Here is an 18451-nt window from a genome sequence, read left to right as displayed (position 1 = left end):
GGGAAGGGTAAGCCTCTCGGCGGCGATCGTTACAGTGACGGCGTGGATCGACCCCTTCCTGCTCCCGGTGGTTTCCCGATCGTCGGCATCGTCGGCGGTGGACAGCTCGCCCGGATGTGCGCCGGTCCCGCTGTCGAGCTCGGCATCACCTTGTCCGTGCTCGCCGAGTCGACGCAGGCCGCGGCGGCGCTCGCGATCCCGTCGGCGCCCGTGGGCGCCGCGGACGACCTCGAGGCGGTGCGCGCGTTCGCGCGCGACTGCGACGTCGTGACGTTCGACCACGAGCAGGTGCCGCAGGAGGTGCTCGCGGCGCTCGTGGCCGACGGCGTCGTCGTACACCCGTCGCCGGAGGCTCTGGTGCACGCGCAGGACAAGCTGGTCATGCGGGATCGCCTCTCGCAGATGGGGATTCCGTGTCCCGCATGGGCGCAGGTCGACGACGTGGCGGCGTTGCGCGCGTTCGGTGACGCGCACGGGTGGCCCGTCGTGCTGAAGACCCCGCGCGGCGGGTACGACGGCAAGGGCGTGCGCGTCGTACGCGCCGCCGACGAAGCCGACGACTGGTTCGCGCACGGTGAGCCCCTGCTGGCCGAGGAGAGCGTCGACTTCGTCCGCGAGCTGGCGGTGCTGGTCGCCCGCAGCCCGTCCGGGCAGGCGTCCGTCTGGCCGGTCGTGCACACCGTGCAGACCGACGGCATCTGCACCTCGGTGGTCGCACCGGCCGCCGACCTCGACGAGGACCTCGCCGGAGAACTCGCGCGGACCGCCCTGCGGATCGCGGGGGAGCTGGGGGTGACGGGTGTGATGGCGGTCGAGGTCTTCGAGCTCGCGGACGGTGACGGACCGGCGTACGTCGTGAACGAACTGGCCATGCGACCGCACAACAGCGGGCACTGGACCCAGGACGGCAGCGTCACCAGTCAGTTCGAGCAGCACCTGCGGGCCGTGCTCGACCTACCGCTCGGTGCGGTGACACCCCGCTCGCCGTGGACCGTGATGACCAACGTGCTGGGCGGCGACCCGGAGCGGCACGGGCAGCTCTACCCGACGTACAAGCACCTGATGGCGCGCGACCCTGCGCTGCGGATCCATCTGTACGGCAAAAGTGTTCGCCTCGGCCGCAAGATCGGTCACGTCAACACGTACGGCACCGATCTCGCCGACGTGAGCGCCCGCGGCCGGCACGCCGCCGACTATCTGCAAGGGGTGATCGACGAATGAGCCCAGTGGTCGGCGTGGTGATGGGCAGCGACTCGGACTGGCCGGTGATGAGCGCGGCCGCGGAGGTGCTCGACCAGTTCGGCGTGGAGTACGAGGCCGATGTCGTTTCGGCCCACCGGATGCCGCACGAGATGGTGGCGTACGGCGAGCAGGCCGCCGATCGCGGGCTGCGGGTGATCATCGCCGGGGCCGGGGGAGCGGCGCACCTGCCGGGGATGCTGGCTTCCGTCACCACGCTGCCGGTGGTCGGGGTGCCGGTGCCGCTGAAGTACCTGGACGGGATGGATTCGCTGTTGTCGATCGTGCAGATGCCCGCGGGCGTTCCGGTCGCCACGGTCTCGATCGGGGGCGCGCGCAACGCGGGCCTGTTGGCGGTCCGCATCCTGGCGGCCGGCGACGGCGTCGAGGCGGGTCGGTTGCGCGCCGTGATGGCGACGTTCCAGGCGGATCTGAAGACCCAGGCGCAGGACAAGGGCGCGGCCCTCCGGTCGCGCCTGGCCGACGCTACTGACGAGTAGGATGAGCGCTGTGAGCGGCAACAAGGATTTCGACCTCTTCCGGATCAACGAGGACCACGAGGCGCTGCGCGAGGCGGTGCGCGACATCGCGGACGACAAGATCGCGCCGTACGCGGCCGAGGTCGACGCCGAGTCGCGCTTCCCGCGCGAGGCGCTGAAGGCGTTGGTCGCCTCCGACCTGCACGCGCCGCACATCGGTGAGGAGTACGGCGGCGCCGGAGCCGATGCGCTCGCAACCTGCATCGTCATCGAGGAGGTCGCCCGCGCGTGCGCGTCGTCCTCCCTGATCCCGGCGGTCAACAAGCTCGGCTCGATGCCGATCATCCTGGGTGCCTCGGACGAAGTGAAGAAGAAGTACCTGCCGCGGATCGCCTCCGGCGACGCGATGATCTCCTACGGCCTGTCCGAGCGGGAGGCCGGCTCGGACACCGCGTCGATGCGCTGCAAGGCGATCGCCGACGGCGACACGTACGTGCTCAACGGTCAGAAGTCCTGGATCACGAACGCCGGTGAATCGCAGCTCTACACAGTGCTCGCCGTGACCGACCCCGACGGCGAACGCGGTCGCAACATCTCGGCGTTCGTCGTGGAGAAGGACGACGAGGGCTTCGACTTCGGCGCCAAGGAGCGCAAGCTCGGCATCAAGGGCTCACCGACCCGGGAGCTGCACTTCGACGACGTACGGATCCCCGCCGACCGGATGATCGGAGCGCCCGGCGAGGGCCTGAAGATCGCGCTGCGCACCCTCGACCACACCCGCGTGACCATCGGTGCGCAGGCGGTCGGCATCGCGCAGGGCGCGCTCGACTACGCGCTCGGTTACGTCAAGGAGCGCACGCAGTTCGGCAAGGCCATCGCGGAGTTCCAGGGCCTGCAGTTCATGCTCGCCGACATGGCGATGAAGCTCGAGGCGGCCCGGCAGATGGTCTACGTCGCGGCGTCCAAGTCCGAGCGCGGTGACGCCGACCTGCCCTTCTTCGGTGCGGCGGCCAAGTGCTACGCCTCGGACGTCGCCATGGAGGTGACCACCGACGCCGTACAGCTGCTCGGCGGCGCCGGCTATGTGCAGGACCACCCGGTCGAGCGGATGATGCGCGACGCGAAGATCACCCAGATCTACGAGGGCACCAACCAGATCCAGCGCATGGTGATGGCGCGCCAGCTCCTCAAGCGCTGACCTCTTCGAAGTTCCTGAGCTGTGGGAACGAACGCGCTGTATAGAGCGCGTTCGTTCCCACAAGTCGTCTTACGATGCCCATCCACGCCGCCGTAGGGCGTCGGTGAGTTGTGCCATGAACGCAGCAGGCGAGGTGCGCAGCCCCAACACCGGAATGCGCAGCGTGCTGGTCCCCGCGAGCGCCATCGCGTTGTCGCGCAGGACGTCGTCGACCATCGCGAGGCCTTGTGAATGCTGGAACCCGTCGATCTCCACAGCCAGGTCGTAGTCGTCCCACGATGCATCGAGATAGATGCGCCCCGTCGGCCCCGGGCGCACTGCCTGTCGACTGGGTTCGGGCACTCCGTACCGGCGGCACAGGCGTCCGAAGTCGATCTCGGACAGGGCCTGCGCGCCGCCTCGTACATCAGCGACGACTTGGCGGATCACTCCGACACGGTGCACAGCGGGAGCGTCCTGCAGAGACTCGTCAAGTCGATCACCCGTGGTGAGTCGTTGCTGGACCACCATCGCCAGAATCGTGGTGGCCACCCGGTCGGTCGAGGCCCAGGACGCGGCATTGAGCGCAGCCCGCTCGACCTCCGCTCGAGGCGGGTCGCCCGTGCACCGGTAGTTCCGACATCGCAGTTGGTGGATGCGCACGCCGTCCACGGGTTTGACGCTGCTCCCGGCCGGCACGCTGACATGGGTGATGGGCTCCTCCCATCCGGTGAAACCCGCCGCGATCAGCGCCGTGACGCCATCGAGCCAGGCCGCACCACGCGTCTCCCACACCGCACGATGCCACGCGGCGCGATCGCCGCCACCCGATCGCAGCTGCACCGTGTGCCTTCCGGATGTCGTCCACCGGCCGGCCGCCACCTCGTAGCGGACGTCGTCGCGCGTCACGCCGAGAGCACGCAGTTGGGCGCGGTGACACACGCCGCCCTGTCGGGCAGCGAGGTCGGCGGTCACCGTCTCGCGGAAGCGCCGCCGGCTGGTCCCTGCGGGCGGTGGAGCCACCGAGGATTGGGTCATCCCCCAACTCTGGGGTCTCCCGGCCTACCGATGAACACAGCCAGAGCCGGTTGTGGACAGCGGATAGGGATGTGGACGGAGCGCGCGCTGGCACTTGTGGAGAGGTACGCGCTCTATAGCGCGCGCACCTTCCCACAAGTCGTACGGGCGCGGGGGCTAGGGGGCGACGTTGGGGGAGCGGTCGTTGTTGAGCGCGTCGAAGAGGGCCCGGGACCTGGTCTGGTCCCAGAGGACCGCCTCGCCCACGGAGGTCTGGTACGCGGCGTTCGCGATGGGGACCTGCACCGAGTTGCCGCCGCTGCCGATCTTCTTCAGCGTCCAGAGGATGCGCAGCGCGGTCCAGGAGTGCATGCCGTTCTCGACCGCCAGCCCCTGGGCCCCGGACTCGCCGACGTTCTTCAGCCGCCACGGCACCAGCAGGTTGCCCGGTGAGGCGACCTTCTTGGTGAGCGCGGCCAGGAATTCCCGCTGTCGCTTGACCCGGGCCAGGTCGCTCGTCGCGTCGACGTGCCGGGAGCGGACGTACCCGAGCGCGTTCGCGCCGCTCAGGTTCTGGCAGCCGGCGGGGAGGTTGATGTGCGCGTAGGTGTCGTTCATGGCCTTCGGCAGGCACATCTGCACCCCGCCCACGGAGTCCACGATCCCGGCGAACCCGCCGAAGCCGATCTCCATGTAGTGCTCGATGCGCAGACCGGTGACGTTCTCGACGGTCTGCACCAGCACCTTGGGCCCGAAAGCGAACGCCGCGTTGATCTTGTTCGCGCGGTGCCCGGGGATCTGCACGTAGGTGTCGCGGGGGATGCTCACCAGAGTGGGCTCGCCGCTGTCGGGCATGTGCAGCACCATGATGGAGTCGGTCCGCGAGCCGGTGATGTTCGAGCCGCCGGTACGCAGCGCCTTCGCCTGCGCCGAGGTGAGGCCGGCGCGACTGTCCGAGCCGACCAGGAGCACGTTCGTGCCCTTGCCCGCCGCGGGCTGGTTCCCCGTCGGAATGGCATCCACCCGCGCCACCTTGTGCCAGGCGGCGAGTCCGGCCCAGAGCAGCAGGCCGGCCCACAACGCGACCACGACGACGAACGCGGCCAGCACGCGCGGCCAACGGCGTCGCCGTCGGGGCGCTCGTCCGGCGGGACGCTGGGGCTGTGCCGGCCTGTTCGGCGGCTGGTCGTACCCGCCGCCGTCGTACCCGCGACCGCGACCGTCGTACGCGGATCCGCCGGCACGGGGGTCGGCGTAGGGACGAGCCGCCTGCGGACGGGCGGCCTGCGGACGGGCGGCCTGCGGACGGGCACCGGACCGGGGGCCGGTGGGCATCACCCGAGTGAAATCCCCGTCATCGCGCGACGGTCCTGCCGGGGGACGAGGACGACGCACCGGCAACGGCTGAGCGATGGTCTCGTCGCGACGCGGGCGACCGCTGCGACCGTCACGGCCGTCGCCTGCACGGCCGCGGCTGCCGTGGTCGAAGCGCTGCTGATCGTCGTCCGTCATCGGCAAAGGGTAACCGGGGGACCTTGGTGCGCCGTGTAACCTGGCGCCCGTGCAACCTGAGGATTCCCTGTCATTGCAAGGAATTTCAGTCGTGATGCCGATCCTGAACGAGGAACGCCACCTGGCGGAGTCGGTCGGCGCGATCCTCGACCAGAAGTGGGACGGGCCGCTGGAAGTGGTCCTCGCGCTGGGCCCGTCACAGGACCGCACCGACGAGGTGGCCGCGCAGCTGCAGGCCGCGGACGCCCGGGTGCGCACCGTCGCCAACCCGACCGGACGCACCCCCGACGCCCTCAACGCGGCCATCGGCGTCGCGTCGTACGACGTCGTGGCGAGGGTCGACGGGCACGGAATCCTCTCGCCCGGCTACCTCGAGACCGCCGTCACGACCCTGCAGGACACCGGCGCCGCCAACGTCGGCGGCATCATGGACGCCGAGGGCACGACCGACTTCGAGCGGGCCGTCGCCGTGGCGATGAAGAGCAAGATCGGCGTCGGCGGCGTGAAGTTCAAGCAGGGTGGCGCCGCGGGTCCGGCCGACACGGTCTACCTGGGGGTCTTCCGGCGGGACTGGCTGCGCCGGGTCGGCGGGTACGACCGGCGCTACATCCGCGCGCAGGACTGGGAGATGAACTTCCGCATCCGCCGCCAGGACGGCGTGGTGTGGTTCACCCCCGACCTGCGCGTCACCTACCGGCCGCGCGGCAGCTTCCGCGCCCTGTCGCGGCAGTACCGCGAGTACGGCCGCTGGCGCCGGGTCGTCGCCCGCGAGCACAAGGGCTCCATCAACGCCCGCTACCTCGCGCCCCCCGTCGCTCTCGCCGCCATCGCCGTCGGAACCATCGGCGGGTTGGCGTGGCGGCCGCTGTGGCTGGTGCCCGCGGCGTACGCCGGTGGCGTCACCGTCGGCGGCGTCGCGATCTCCCGCGGCTCCGCGGGCGCCGTGCGGGTGCTGGTGCCCGGCGTCCTCGCCACCATGCACCTGTCGTGGGGGTGGGGCTTCCTCACCAGCAGGGTGCGGCTTGCCGGCGACGTCCAGCGGACTTCCAGCGACGCCCCGGTAGCCTGACTCGCAGAATTCAGCCGGCGCCGCCGGACAGCCAGCTCAGCAAAGGAACCCATGTCGTTCGCGCAACGCCTCCGGCGTATCGTCGAGTACCGCGCGGTGCTCTGGACCCTGGTCAAACGCGACCTGCGGATCCGTTACGCCCGCAGTGTGCTCGGGTACCTGTGGACCCTGATCGACCCTCTCGCGATGACCTTGGTCTACTGGTTCGTCTTCGGGGTCATCTACGGGATCGGCACCGGCGCGAGCGCGGAGAGGCGCAGCGACGGCATCCCGTTCGTGGTCTTCCTGGTCGCCGGCGTGCTGGTCTGGAACTGGTTCAACAACTCGGTCAACGAGACCGCGCGGGCGCTCTACTCAGAGCGCCTGCTGGTCCGCTCCACGAACCTGCCGCGGGAGTTGTGGGTGATCCGGGTGGTGCTCTCCAAGGGCATCGAGCACCTGCTGTCCCTGCCGATCCTGGTGCTGTTCGTGGCCTTCTTCGCTGCCCGTCACGACATCGTCCTGAACTGGAAACTCGTCTACTGGATCCCGGCGCTGGTCCTCGAGCTCGTCCTGTGCATCGGCGTGGGCCTGGTGATGGCACCCGTGACGGCGCTGGTCGACGACTTCGTCCGCATCGTGCGGATCGTGCTGCGTATCGGCTTCTACCTGACGCCGATCGTGTACTCGCTCAACTACCTGCGCACCAGGGGCCAGCAGCCTCATGAGCACGCGCTGCTGGTCATCGCGCGCATGCTGGAGTTCAACCCCCTCTCGGCCATCAACGACATGTACCGGCAGGGGATGCTGGTGCGGGCGACCCCCGAGTACCGCATCTGGCTCATCGGCACGGTGATCAGTTTCGGATGGTTGTTCTTCGGCATGTGGGTCTTCGCCCGACTGGAAAAACCGATTTTGAAGGAGATCTGAGGTGTCGCTCCCCGCTGCCGACAAGGTCAAGTGGAAGTCCACGCCCGACCAGCCGGTCATCAGCGTCGACAACCTGGGCATCGAGTTCCTCACCGGTCGCAAACGGAACCTCTCGCTCCGCGAGATCGTCTTCCGCCGCGGCACGTCGTACAAGAAGGAGACGTTCTGGGGGCTGAAGAACATCTCCTTCACCGTCGGACGCGGTGAGGCGGTCGGCCTCGTCGGCAGCAACGGTGGTGGCAAGTCCACCCTGCTGAAGATGATCGCCGGCACGCTGCTGCCCGACGAGGGCGCGGTCAACGTCCGCGACGGAGTCGCGCCGCTGATCGAGCTCACGGGAGGTTTCATCGGCGAGCTGTCCGCGCGGGAGAACATCTACCTCACCGGCGGCCTGCACGGCATGAGCAAGGACGACATCGACGAGCGGTTCGACGACATCGTCGACTTCGCCGGACCGAAGGTGCGCTCCGGGCTCGACCTGCCCTACCGGCACTTCTCCTCCGGTATGCAGGTGCGGCTGGGTTTCGCGGTCATCACCTGTCTGGACGAGCCGATCATCCTGGTCGACGAGGTCCTGGCCGTCGGCGATGCGGCGTTCCGCGACAAGTGCTACCAGCGGATGGAGGGGCTGCTCGAACAGGGCCGCACCCTCTTCCTGGTCTCGCACTCCGAGGGCGACCTGCTGCGCTTCTGCACCCGCGGCATCTACCTCAGGGAGGGCCAGATGGTCGCCGACGGGTCGATGGAGGAGATCATGCAGCAGTACATGGAGGACCTCCTCGGCGTGCCGTGGATCCCGCCGTCGGAGCGCAACGCGGTGGACGCGCTGTTCAACCGTCGCGACCGCGAGGCCCCCGGCTACAAGGCCGACTGAGTCTCAGGCGCGGGCGAGCGGCGCTGCGGTCGCGGACCGTACGTCGTCCTCGCTCACGCCGGGCGCCAGCTCGATCAGCACGAGGCCCGCGGGTGTCACGTCGATGACGGCCAGGTCGGTGATGATGCGCTGCACCACACCCTTGCCGGTGAGCGGCAGGGTGCACTCGGGGAGGATCTTCGGCGAACCGTCGCGGGCCACGTGCTCCATGAGCACGATGACCTTCTTGGCCCCGTGCACCAGGTCCATGGCCCCGCCCATGCCCTTCACCATCTTGCCGGGGATCATCCAGTTGGCGATGTCGCCGCCCGCGGACACCTGCATGGCGCCGAGGATCGCCGCATCGACCTTGCCGCCGCGGATCATCCCGAAGCTGGTCGCCGAGTCGAAGATGGAGGCGCCGCGTCGCAGCGTGATGGTCTCCTTCCCCGCGTTGATCAGATCCGGGTCCTCCTGGCCCGCCACGGGGTAGGCGCCGACCCCGAGGACGCCGTTCTCGGACTGCAGCACCAATTCGGTGTCGTCGTCGACGTAGTTGGGCACCAGGGTCGGCAGCCCGATCCCGAGGTTGACGTAGTCGCCGTCGGACAATTCGCGCGCGGCCCGTGCCGCCATCTGCTCGCGGGTGAGTGCCATCAGCGACCGACCTCCTGGACCGTGCGCTTCTCGATGCGTTTGTCGTCCGCCTGCTCGGGGGTGAGTGCGAGCACCCGGTGCACGTAGATGCCGGGCAGATGCACGTCGTCCGGGGCGATCTCGCCGGGCTCGACGAGCTCCTCCACCTCGGCGATCGTGTGCCGGCCGGCCATCGCGGCGAGCGGGTTGAAGTTGCGGGCGCTCTCGTGGAAGACGAGGTTGCCGTGCCGGTCGCCGCGCCGCGCGCGCACCAGGGCCACATCGGTCACGATCGCCTCCTCGAGGACGAACGTGCGGGACTCGCCGTCGACCTCGAAGCGCCGGGTCTCCTTCGGCGGCGACGCCAGCGCGATGTCGCCGTGGGCGTCGTACCGCCAGGGCATGCCGCCGTCGGCGACCTGGGTGCCGACACCCGTCGCGGTGTAGAACGCGGGAATGCCGGCGCCGCCCGCGCGCAGTTTCTCCGCCAGGGTGCCCTGCGGTGTCAGCTCGACCTCCAGCTCGCCTTCGAGGTACTGCCGGGCGAACTCCTTGTTCTCACCGACGTACGACGCCGTCATCCGCCGGATTCGCTTCTCCCGCAGCAGGATCCCCAGCCCCCAATCGTCGACGCCGCAGTTGTTGGAGACGACCGACAGGTCGGTGACTCCCTTGGCGAGGAGTTCGGCGATGAGCACACTCGGGATGCCGCAGAGCCCGAATCCGCCCACGGCGATCGAGTTCCCGCTGACCACGCCGGCGACGGCGCGTGCTGCCGAGGAGACGACTTTGTCCATTTGCCGGACCTTACCGGTCGCCCTCACCGGGGTAGACGACACCGACGTCCCGGCGTGCCTGGTCCAGCAGTTCCATCACCCGCAGCGTGGCCGAGGGCGGCAGCAGCGGCGACTCGCTCGCACCGTCGGCGACGAGCTGTGCGAGATGCGCGGCCTCATACGCCATGGCCTGGTGACCGCGGATGGTCCCGCCGTCGTACGACGCGCTCTCCCCGTCTCGGGGCACCAGCGTGATCCGGGTCGGCTGGTAGAAATCGGGCTCCAGTTCGACGCGCGCCAGCGTGCCGCTGATGGAGGCGGTGGTCGGGGTACGCGCCGCCAACGTGGTGCTGAGGGTGGCGTACGCCGCGCCGCTGCGCAGGGTCATCGACACCTGCCGGTCGACGCCGGTGTCCGTCAGGTCGCCGGTCGCGGCGAGCTCGCGCTCCTCACCGGGCAGCGCAAAGTCCGCGAACGAGAGGGGATAGACGCCGAGGTCGAGCAGGGCGCCGCCGGCGAGTCCGGGTGCGAAGAGGCGGTGCGACGGATCGGGTGCGAACCACTGGCCGTGGTCGGCCAGCACAGTGGTCACCTCACCGAGGGCGCCGCCCTCCAGCAGCTGCCGGATGACATCGGTGCCGGGGAGGAAACGAGTCCACATGGCTTCCAGCGCAATGAGATTCGCTGCGCGGGCGGTGTCGAGCACCTCGCGCGCCTGCTCGGCGTCCTGGGTGAACGCCTTCTCCACCAGCACGTGCTTCCCGGCGTGCAGGGCGGCCATCGCGTCGGCATGGTGCTGCGAATGCGGTGACGCGATGTAGACGATGTCGACCGCGTCGTCCGCCAGCATCGCGTCGATCCCCTCGTACGCGCGAGGGATGTCCCAGGCGGCGGCGAACCGGTCGGCGGAGCCCTGGGACCGGGAGCCGACCGCCACCAGTTCCTGGCGGGTATGCCGACGGATCGCGTCCGCCATGGAGGCGGCGATGCCGCCGGTGGAGCTGATCGCCCATCGCAGCGGCGGGGCCTGCGACGGTTCGGGGGTACGGGGTGCGGGCAGCGATGCGGGGGTGCTCATGGGCGGGGCGCAGCTCCTTCGGTGGTGAGACGCCGGTCGACGTCCTCGGGTCGTACGTCGCGCAGCAGCACCACCGAGCCGTCGTCGGCCCAGACCGCTAGCGCCTCGCGCAGGGCGTGGGTGAGGTCGCCGGTGACCTGCACCCGCCGACGCAGGGCGCCGCCGACGACGACGAGGTCGGCGTACAAGGTGTCGTCCAGTGCCGGGTCGGCATCGACCGGCGTGCGGTAGGGCACGAACACGTCGCCGTACGAGGACAACTCGCGCGCCTCGTCGATCCCGCCCGCGGGTACGTCGCTCGTCGCCCGCCGGGCGAGCGCGGCCAGGGTGACGACGATCTCGGTCTCACCGGACCCGTCGGCCGTGATGCCGACGGCGATGTCGCTCGGCGCATCGGTGGTGGTCAGGTGCGCACCGACCGACCAGGCGGCCAGTGCCCAGTAGTAGGTGCGCCAGTGGTCGGCGGGCAGGTGCAGGGCCACCGTCGTGCCGGGGCCGGCGTCCAATTCGTCCTGCAGGAGGTTCGCCGCTTTGGACACCCAGTTGGCGAGTACCTTCCCGGACAGTTCGATCCGCTCGCCGGTGCCGTCGTCGTAACAGGTGATCCGGGGTGAGGTGGGGTCCGAACGCAACAGCCCGGTGAGGACCTCGGCGGGTGTCATGCGGTGTGCATCCCCTCGTCGACCTGCCGGATCTGGTCCGGCGACAGCGGTTCTCGCGCGCAGAGGTCGAGGTTGCGACGCAGTTGGGCGCGGTCCAGGGAGCCGACGGCGACCGCGGACACCTCGGGGTGGCCCAGGGCGTACGCCATCAGCAGGTCGTCGGCCCCGTCCCGGCCGAGCGAGTCGGCCAAGGCGACGATCCGGGGGTCGGTGATCAACCGGCCACCGGCGTACACGCTGCGGGCCAGGAGTTCGACGCGCGCTGAGCGAGCGGCGGCGCGCAGGTCCTCCGGCAGCGGCGCATCCGGGTGCACAGGAAGCTCGAGGAGCCCGATTCCTTTCAGCGACAGTGCTGCTCGCGCCTCTCCTGCCGAGCCGACGCTCACGCCGATCGCCGCGACGGTGCCCTCGTCGCGATAACGGGTCAATCGGGCCCAGACCTGAGGTCCGGCATCGACGAGACCGTCGATCAGGACCGCGGTGGCCGTTCGCCGCCCGATGGTCGCGAACGACCGCTCCAGCCCGGCTTCGGCCGCGGACGCGCCCCCACCGGCGAGCGGGTGCAGCCGGCTCACGACCTTCATCCGCTGCACCAGCTGAGGGTCGGCACAGGCCCGCAGGACGGCCTCGGCGGCGCCATCGGCGCGCCCCACCTCCACGTGGGTGACACCTCGCGCCACCGCGTCCGACAGCATCACCCGGGTCTCGGGTGCCGGGGACTCGGCGAGCCGGCTCCCGCCGTACACGAACGAACTGAGTCCGAGGGCCGACTCGCGTTCGGGGACGCTGACTCCCGCGGCGCTCACCTCCTTCGCCAGCAACTCCATGAGCTGCGTCCACGGGGCGGCGACCGGGTCGTCGACCTGTGCGAACAGGCGGCTGGCGCGGTCGAAGTCGTCGAGGGTGTCGACGGTGCACCGGAAGCGCTTCGGGTCGCCGGGGTTGGCAGCGGGTGCGAAGAGCAGCTCGCCGAGATGGCGGCGCAGCCACGGCGTCACGTGCTCGCGGTCGTATGGGTCGCTGGTGGCCTCGGCCGCCCGGCGCAGGTCCCGCACCCAGAATCCCTCGGCACCCAGACCCTCGGGGACCACGTCGATGTCGACCCGCCCGTAGTCGTCACCGGAGGCGTCCATGGCCGCGAGCAGTTCGTCGATGACGTCGGCGTCCATCACCGGGTTGTCACCGGTGAGGCGCACCACCCGGTCGTCCGGGTCGAGGTCGGACGTGGCGTGCACGAACCTGCCGAGCACGTCGTCCAGCTCCCCACGCATCACCGGGATACCGGCGGCGTGCAGGTGCTCGGCGATCCGGGTGTCGTAGTGCTCGTCGCTGGTGGCCACGACCACCTCGTGCCCACCGCGGCTCGCCCGACGCGCGACCAGCTCGACGAGGGGCATCCCCCCGATCGTCATCAGCGCCTTGCCGGGCAGTCGTGAAGAGTTCAGACGCGACTGGACGACCACTCTGGTGCGGGTCACGGGGAGCCTTCCGGTGCGGGGAGTTCGAGCGGGTAGCGGCTTGTCCGAAGGCTAACGGGCTGGGTGCAGGCGGTAGATCGTCACGTCCGTCTGATGGAACACTTGGTCCGCCAGGTCGGCCAACCTGGGGGAGACCGGGCCCGCGCCCGCGTCGGCGAAGAGCACGCGCACGCCGGCACGGTAGAGCCGGGCCAGTCCCTCCGGCGTGGGAGCGGTGAAGGCGCCGTCGTTGAGGCGCAGCCGAGCCTGGTCGAAGAACGGTTGCCGCGCGTAGGAGATCTGTGGTGTGCCCGGGGGCCGTACGGCGGTCGCCGTCGCCTCCGCCTGGTCGGTGTAGCCCCAGGACTCGACGTACGCCTGGTGCGCACCGAGCCCGGTCACCCAGAACGCCCGGGAGTCGCAATGCACCCTGGTCGGCGTCGGCTGGCAGTGCACGTTGGTGGCGATCGTCTCGTCGGCCGCGACGTGCAACCGCAGCCAGGTCGTCCCGGCGATCTCGCCCGCGGTGAGCTGGGCGGGATCGGTGACAGGGGGCGGTCCCGGCAGTCGACTCGCAGCGATGATCGAGCTCGGGATCAGGGTGGCGCTGAGGATCACGACGGCCACGAACATCCGCGGAGCCGCCGCGCGGGAGCTACGGCTCAGCAGCAGGGCGACCAGGATTCCGAGCGCGACGAGGACGATGACCACCACGATCGCGCTCCGAGTGACGTCGTGACCCGTCGTCGCGCGCATCGGCCCGACCCGGCGCAATGCGTACGGCGCGACCGTCCCGATCACCACGGCACAGCTCAGCAGGATCACCTGCGCCGCAGGGGCCAGGACGAAACGCGCCCACCCCGCGATCATCACGAACCCCCAGGCGATCACGACATCCACCAGGGGCACGACACCGCGCATGAAGTACAGCTCGGAGAGGCTCGGGTGGTCGATCAGCAGCATGGCGGCCGCGCCGGCCAGCGTGACCCCGACCAGCAGCAGGGCAGCAGGGTCGGCCAGCAGCGGGAGAGCGAACAGCAGCGCGCTGAACTGCACGAGGATCACCACCGCCACCAGGACGAGGACGGCCGCGACTTGGAAATGCGAGGTGCCGGGCATGACAGCGCTGCCCTGTTGGTTGCGCACGTAGTGCGCCAGCGACAACAACTGCAGCGTGGACGCCTGGCTGCCGCCGGCCAGGAACGGCGCGGTCACCGCCAGCGCCAGCCCGACGAGCACGGTCGCGACGACCTTGCTGCGGCTGAGTTCCCGACGCAAAGCGGACACCGCGATCACCAGCAGCAGCCCTCCGAGCAGGACCGGCAGGTTCGACGACTTCGATCCGGCGCAGGCGAGCAGCACCAGCGCGAGCAGGATCCAGGCCGGCCTGTTCCAGCGCTCGCCGCGCACGAGCTGGGCGATCCACCACGTCGCGAGCAGCAGCATCGGCAGGCCGAAGATCTCCGATGGGGACGAGGCGACGAAGGCGCTGTTCGCGATCCCGGTCAGCCATCGCAGCGGGGTGAGGACCGAGGAGCTCGCGAGCAGCGCGACGGCCAGGACCCCGGCCGCGGGGGTGCGGGCGATCCTGGTGGCGAGCACGTAGGTGAGGCCCAGCACCACGGCGTACAACGGCAGGTACCAGAGGCGGGTCGTCACGACGAGCACGCCTACATGGCCGATGAGGGAGTCCGCGGCCATGTGCGCGTTCGCGAACCAGTGGTAGTCGAAGCGCTGTCCGGAGACCTGCGGCACCTGCGGCGGTGCGCTGTGACGGGCCTCCGCGGTGATCGCCGCATGCCAGTAGATGTCCTGGTACCACCGGGTGCGCCCCGGCGGGAGCGGGATTCGCGCGAACGTGTATCTGCCCAGCATCACCAGCACGTACGCGTAGGCGCCGGTGATCGTCCAGGCGGCCCACACGGGTGGGTGGTCCAGGTACGGCTCCGTGCGCAGCCGCCGACGCAGCGCCGGGACGGCGACGCCCGGCACGATGAGCAGCAGCGGGAAAGCCACGAGCCACCCGCCCGCCCCGGCGCGCACGAACACCCCCCAGGCGATCAGCTGGACGACCAACCCCACCACGAAGGCGACGCAGAGGTCGTCGAAGAGCGCGCGGCCGCGTGGGCGACACCAGCGGAGCACGAGGAACCCGGGCAGCAGCACCGACCACAGGATGGTGGCGGTGTACTGCGCCAGCAGCGCCACGGACACGCCGTAGTGCAGGGCGACGCCTGAGGCGACCGCGGCGGCGACGAGCGCCGGCAGCAGACGGTACGCGGTGCGCCAGTTCATGACGCGCGCAAACGGTAGGCGGAGATGGGCCCGTCGGAGAAGACCGGGTCGGCCAGCTCCTTCAGATGCGCCGATACGGGACCGGATGCGCTGTCCGCGAACAGGACCCGGACGCCCGCGTCGTAGAGCCGCCGCAGCACGGCCGGGGTGGGCGCGCTGAACGCCGCGTCGTTCAGCCGCAGCCGGGCCGGGTCCCAGAAGGCGGTGTCGGAGTAGATGTGCCAGGGGACACCGCGTCCGAGACCGTGCCCGGCGGTCGCCTGGGCCTGGTCGGTGTATCCCCACGCCTCGACGTACGCGCGGTGCTCGCCGAGGCCGGTCACCCAGAAACCGCGCGAGTCGCAGAACGGCCGGTTCGGCCCGAACGCGCAGTGCACGTTGGTGGCGATCATCTGGTCGGCGGGCACCCTGGTGCGCAGCCAGGTGGTCCCCGCGACGGCAGGTGCGGGCAGTAGGGCCGCGAACCGCGTCCTGGACGGCGGGAGCACGTTGTGCGCCGTGGCGTACGCGCTGGGTCCGGTGACCGCTCCCATCAGGACGGCCGCCGCGAGCGCGGCGCCCACCGAACGACGTGCCGCCGCCGTGCGGCGCAGTGTCACGGCCACCACGGCGAGCACCACCAGCAGCACGGCCACCATCCCGATGACGCGCACCAGCACGCCGTCGGCGTTCCCGCGGTAGGCGGTGATCCACCGGGCGGCCTCGATGAGGAGGAAGCCGGCCACGGCGGCCGCCAGCAGCCGGGCGGCGGACAGCCGCGAACGGTGCACGAGGACCGCGAACCCCCAGGCGATCAGGACGTCGGCCACGGGCAGGACGCCGAGCATGAAGTAGATCTGGGACTGCGCGGGGTGGCGGATGAGGAGCATCGCCACCAGCCCGCCGACCACGGTGCCGAGCAGGAGCACCGCCGCAGGGTCGCGGCGCAGCGGGATCGTCAGCAGCAGGCCGGCGTACTGCAGGACGATCACGAGGGCCAGCAGGACGAGGAGCGCCGTCAACGGACCGGCGTGCTGCTCAGCCATCTGACCCAGTCCGATACGCGCCCGGAAGACCCGGAGGCTGTAGCCGGCGTCCAACCGCGACGCCGCGCTCCCGCCGGCCAGGAACGGGGCGGTCACGACGAGCACCGCCAGCACCAGGACGGTGAGGGCGACGAACCGCAGCGCGAACCGTCGCCGCAGGATTTGCACCGCAAGGACCAGCAGGATCCCGCACACGAGCACCGGCAGGTTGGAGGACTTCGAGCCGGCGGCGGTCACCAGCATCAGCCCGAGCAGCACCCATTCCGGCCACCGGGCGGGTCGTCTGCGCACCAGTTCGGCGACCCACCAGACGACGAGCAGCAGCATCGGGACGCCGAGGACCTCCGACGGGGAGACGGCCACGAACGCGTTGGAGGCGATGCCGTGGATCCAGCGCACGGGCAGCAGCGCCTGGGGGGCGAGGAGCAGCACCAGGGCGATCACCCCGGCCTTGGGGGTGCGCGCCAGCCGGGACGCCACGAGATAGGTGAGACCCAACGTGAGCGCGTACACCGGCAGGTACCAGAGCCGTGCCAGCACGACCAGGACCCCGACGTGGGAGATCAGGGAGTCGGCGGCCATGTGCGCGTTGGAGAACCAGTGGTAGCTCATCCGGCCGCTGTCCACCTGGGGCACGACCGGCGGTGCGGTCCGCTTGGCCTGCGCGCTGATCGACAGGTGCCAGTAGAGGTCGCCGTACCACCGGCCGGTGGCGGGCGGCAGCGGCGTCGTCCGGAAGAGACCGGTCGCGAGCAGCGCGACGCTCAGGACGTACGCCGTCACGAGGGACCAGGCGGCCCACCACGGGGTCCGTTCGGCGTACCCCCGTCGGAGCACCCGCCGTCGCAGGGCCGGGACGGCGGCGCTCAGGACCAGCGGCACCAGGGGCCAGAGGATCAGGTACGACGGCGCACCCGTCCCGACGAAGATCCCCCACCCGACCAGCTGGGTCATGAGCCCGACCGCGCCCCCGACGCAGGCCTCCTCCAGCGCGGTGCGCGACGGCGGCCGGCACCAGCGCAGCACCAGGACACCGGGCAGCAGCACCGACCACACCGTCGCGAGGACATAGCGGGCGATGTCGCCCGCGCCGACACCGTAGGCACCGGCCACGATCACGGCGGCCAGGAAGGCCACCAGACCGGGTGACCAGCGTGTCAGCGAGTCGCGCAGCCTCACGGGAGGAACGCGTCCACCACGCGCTCGCGGCCGTGACCGTCCACGAGCGCCTGGCCACGGGCGGCGTATCCGTCACGGGTCGCCGCGTCGGTGACGAGAGTGGTGAGGGTGGCGGTCGCGGCGGCGGCATCGAACCGGCCGAGGTGCCCGAGACCGGCGACGACACCGCGGTCCAGGCACTGGCGGTACCCCTGCTCCTGGTTGTCGACCACGCACACGACGGCCGCGGGCACTCCCATGCACAACAGCTCCCAGACCGAGCTCCCCGACGCGCTGATCACCAGGTCGGCGTCGGCGACGAGAGCCCCGAAATCGGGTGCCGGCGCCACGACCCGGACCTGCTGCCCGGCCGCTGTCGGGATCGCCCGGACGGCGTCGATGCTCTCCGGGCGGGTCGCGACGACGGTCACGTCCAACGGCGCACCGGTCGCGAGCAGGGCCGGCACGACGACCGGCGCCGCCCCGAAGGCATCTGTGCCGCCGAACACGGCCACCACCCGCACGGGGTCGCCCGTGTCCCGCGGGGCGGCCGGAGCGACCCGGCGGCGGTCGCGGACGGTGTCCCGGAAGAGCGCGTACTCGATCCCGGCCAGCGCGGTGGCACCGGCGGGAAGATCGGGGTACGTCTCGGCACCGAGGTTCTGGTCGACGTAGACGTCGGCGTATTGATGCACGCCGAATTCATAGTCGACCAAGGTGAGAAGACGCCGAGAAGGTGTCACGAGCGCCGCTCCGAGGCCGTCGTCGAGGTGGTAGCCGTCCAGGACCACGGCGTCGAGGCCGAGGAGGTCCGCTGCCCTTGCGCACGCCGCCGGGTCGCCGAGCGCCGGGACGACGTCGTACCCGTGCGCGGCGACCAGCGTCTGCAGCCAGCCGATGCCACCGAGGTCGCCCCACAGCAGGACCTCGTGTCCTCGGGCCGTCAGCTCCTCGCCGAGCGCGACGCACCGCATGACGTGACCGACTCCCAGCGTGGCACCCGCATCGCAGCGCAGCGCGACGCGCGCACCGCTCAGCTGAGGCATCCCGGAATGCTAGCCTCGTCGCTGGTCTGCGCCGGTCGCGGTCCGCATCGCGGTGCGGTACGC

16 protein-coding genes are annotated in these 18451 nt (G+C 70.6%); 6 read left to right on the top strand and 10 right to left on the bottom strand.

What is annotated here, in order from left to right; genetic code table 11:
* Nucleotides 1–42: 42 nt before the first annotated feature.
* The 3 genes from J4030_RS11005 to J4030_RS10995 are packed head-to-tail and all read left to right on the top strand — an operon-like array spanning nucleotide 43 to nucleotide 2916.
* A complete protein-coding gene (locus J4030_RS11005) occupies nucleotides 43–1221 on the top strand; it encodes a 5-(carboxyamino)imidazole ribonucleotide synthase (RefSeq protein WP_208049270.1) in 1179 nt (392 codons plus the stop codon).
* Nucleotides 1218–1739: a 5-(carboxyamino)imidazole ribonucleotide mutase gene (gene purE, locus J4030_RS11000; RefSeq protein WP_208049269.1), complete on the top strand. Its 522-nt coding sequence runs from the start codon at nucleotides 1218–1220 to the stop codon at nucleotides 1737–1739. Before J4030_RS11005 ends, purE begins: the two co-directional genes overlap by 4 nt.
* A 1-nt stretch (nucleotide 1740) precedes the next feature.
* Nucleotides 1741–2916, top strand: a complete 1176-nt coding sequence (locus J4030_RS10995; RefSeq protein ID WP_208049268.1) for an acyl-CoA dehydrogenase family protein — start codon at nucleotides 1741–1743, stop codon at nucleotides 2914–2916.
* Between the two features lie 69 nt (nucleotides 2917–2985).
* Here J4030_RS10995 and J4030_RS10990 read toward each other — a convergent pair whose 3' ends face one another.
* Nucleotides 2986–3933, bottom strand: a complete 948-nt coding sequence (locus J4030_RS10990; protein WP_208049267.1) for a hypothetical protein — start codon at nucleotides 3931–3933, stop codon at nucleotides 2986–2988.
* A 156-nt stretch (nucleotides 3934–4089) separates the two neighbouring features.
* Nucleotides 4090–5424, bottom strand: a complete 1335-nt coding sequence (locus tag J4030_RS10985) for an LCP family protein (protein WP_243763202.1) — start codon at nucleotides 5422–5424, stop codon at nucleotides 4090–4092.
* Nucleotides 5425–5497: 73 nt separating this feature from the next.
* Between J4030_RS10985 and J4030_RS10980 the strand changes: the two genes are divergently transcribed.
* From J4030_RS10980 to J4030_RS10970, 3 genes are read left to right on the top strand one after another with little or no spacing between them, the layout of a single operon-like run.
* The gene (locus J4030_RS10980; RefSeq protein ID WP_374221995.1) at nucleotides 5498–6493 is read left to right on the top strand and encodes a glycosyltransferase family 2 protein; all 996 of its coding nucleotides are present in this window, start codon (nucleotides 5498–5500) and stop codon (nucleotides 6491–6493) included.
* A gap of 51 nt (nucleotides 6494–6544) precedes the next feature.
* On the top strand, nucleotides 6545–7402 hold the full coding sequence (locus tag J4030_RS10975) for an ABC transporter permease (protein WP_208049265.1): 858 nt from the start codon (nucleotides 6545–6547) through the stop codon (nucleotides 7400–7402).
* 1 nt (nucleotide 7403) lies between these two features.
* The gene (locus tag J4030_RS10970; protein WP_208049264.1) at nucleotides 7404–8276 is read left to right on the top strand and encodes an ABC transporter ATP-binding protein; all 873 of its coding nucleotides are present in this window, start codon (nucleotides 7404–7406) and stop codon (nucleotides 8274–8276) included.
* Nucleotides 8277–8279: 3 nt separating this feature from the next.
* On the opposite strand, the gene J4030_RS10965 is transcribed toward J4030_RS10970, so the two are convergent.
* From J4030_RS10965 to J4030_RS10930, 8 genes are read right to left on the bottom strand one after another with little or no spacing between them, the layout of a single operon-like run.
* Nucleotides 8280–8912 carry a CoA transferase subunit B gene (locus J4030_RS10965; RefSeq protein WP_208049263.1) on the bottom strand — a complete coding sequence of 211 codons (633 nt, stop codon included), beginning with the start codon at nucleotides 8910–8912 and terminating at the stop codon, nucleotides 8280–8282.
* Nucleotides 8912–9688 (bottom strand): CoA transferase subunit A, encoded by a 777-nt coding sequence (locus tag J4030_RS10960; RefSeq protein WP_208049262.1) that lies wholly within the window; start codon nucleotides 9686–9688, stop codon nucleotides 8912–8914. The genes J4030_RS10965 and J4030_RS10960 overlap by 1 nt, the downstream gene beginning before the upstream one ends.
* Nucleotides 9689–9698: 10 nt before the next feature.
* Nucleotides 9699–10745, bottom strand: a complete 1047-nt coding sequence (locus tag J4030_RS10955; RefSeq protein WP_208049261.1) for a Gfo/Idh/MocA family protein — start codon at nucleotides 10743–10745, stop codon at nucleotides 9699–9701.
* Complete coding sequence (locus J4030_RS10950; RefSeq protein WP_208049260.1) at nucleotides 10742–11407, bottom strand: TIGR03089 family protein; 666 nt, start codon at nucleotides 11405–11407, stop codon at nucleotides 10742–10744. Before J4030_RS10950 ends, J4030_RS10955 begins: the two co-directional genes overlap by 4 nt.
* Complete coding sequence (locus tag J4030_RS10945) at nucleotides 11404–12885, bottom strand: aldo/keto reductase (protein ID WP_208049259.1); 1482 nt, start codon at nucleotides 12883–12885, stop codon at nucleotides 11404–11406. The genes J4030_RS10950 and J4030_RS10945 overlap by 4 nt, the downstream gene beginning before the upstream one ends.
* Nucleotides 12886–12936: 51 nt before the next feature.
* Nucleotides 12937–15159, bottom strand: a complete 2223-nt coding sequence (locus J4030_RS10940; RefSeq protein WP_208049258.1) for a hypothetical protein — start codon at nucleotides 15157–15159, stop codon at nucleotides 12937–12939.
* Entirely contained in the window at nucleotides 15156–17363 is a 2208-nt protein-coding gene (locus tag J4030_RS10935; RefSeq protein WP_208049257.1) for a hypothetical protein, read from the bottom strand. Before J4030_RS10935 ends, J4030_RS10940 begins: the two co-directional genes overlap by 4 nt.
* The gene (locus J4030_RS10930; protein ID WP_208049256.1) at nucleotides 17360–18388 is read right to left on the bottom strand and encodes a PseG/SpsG family protein; all 1029 of its coding nucleotides are present in this window, start codon (nucleotides 18386–18388) and stop codon (nucleotides 17360–17362) included. The genes J4030_RS10935 and J4030_RS10930 overlap by 4 nt, the downstream gene beginning before the upstream one ends.
* Nucleotides 18389–18451 lie beyond the last annotated feature (63 nt).

The sequence above is a fragment of the Allobranchiibius sp. CTAmp26 genome (genome assembly GCF_017565405.1).
Classification (GTDB): domain Bacteria; phylum Actinomycetota; class Actinomycetes; order Actinomycetales; family Dermatophilaceae; genus Allobranchiibius.
The sequence above is the reverse complement of the archived record's forward strand: the minus strand, read 5'-3'. Positions and strand labels throughout refer to the sequence as shown.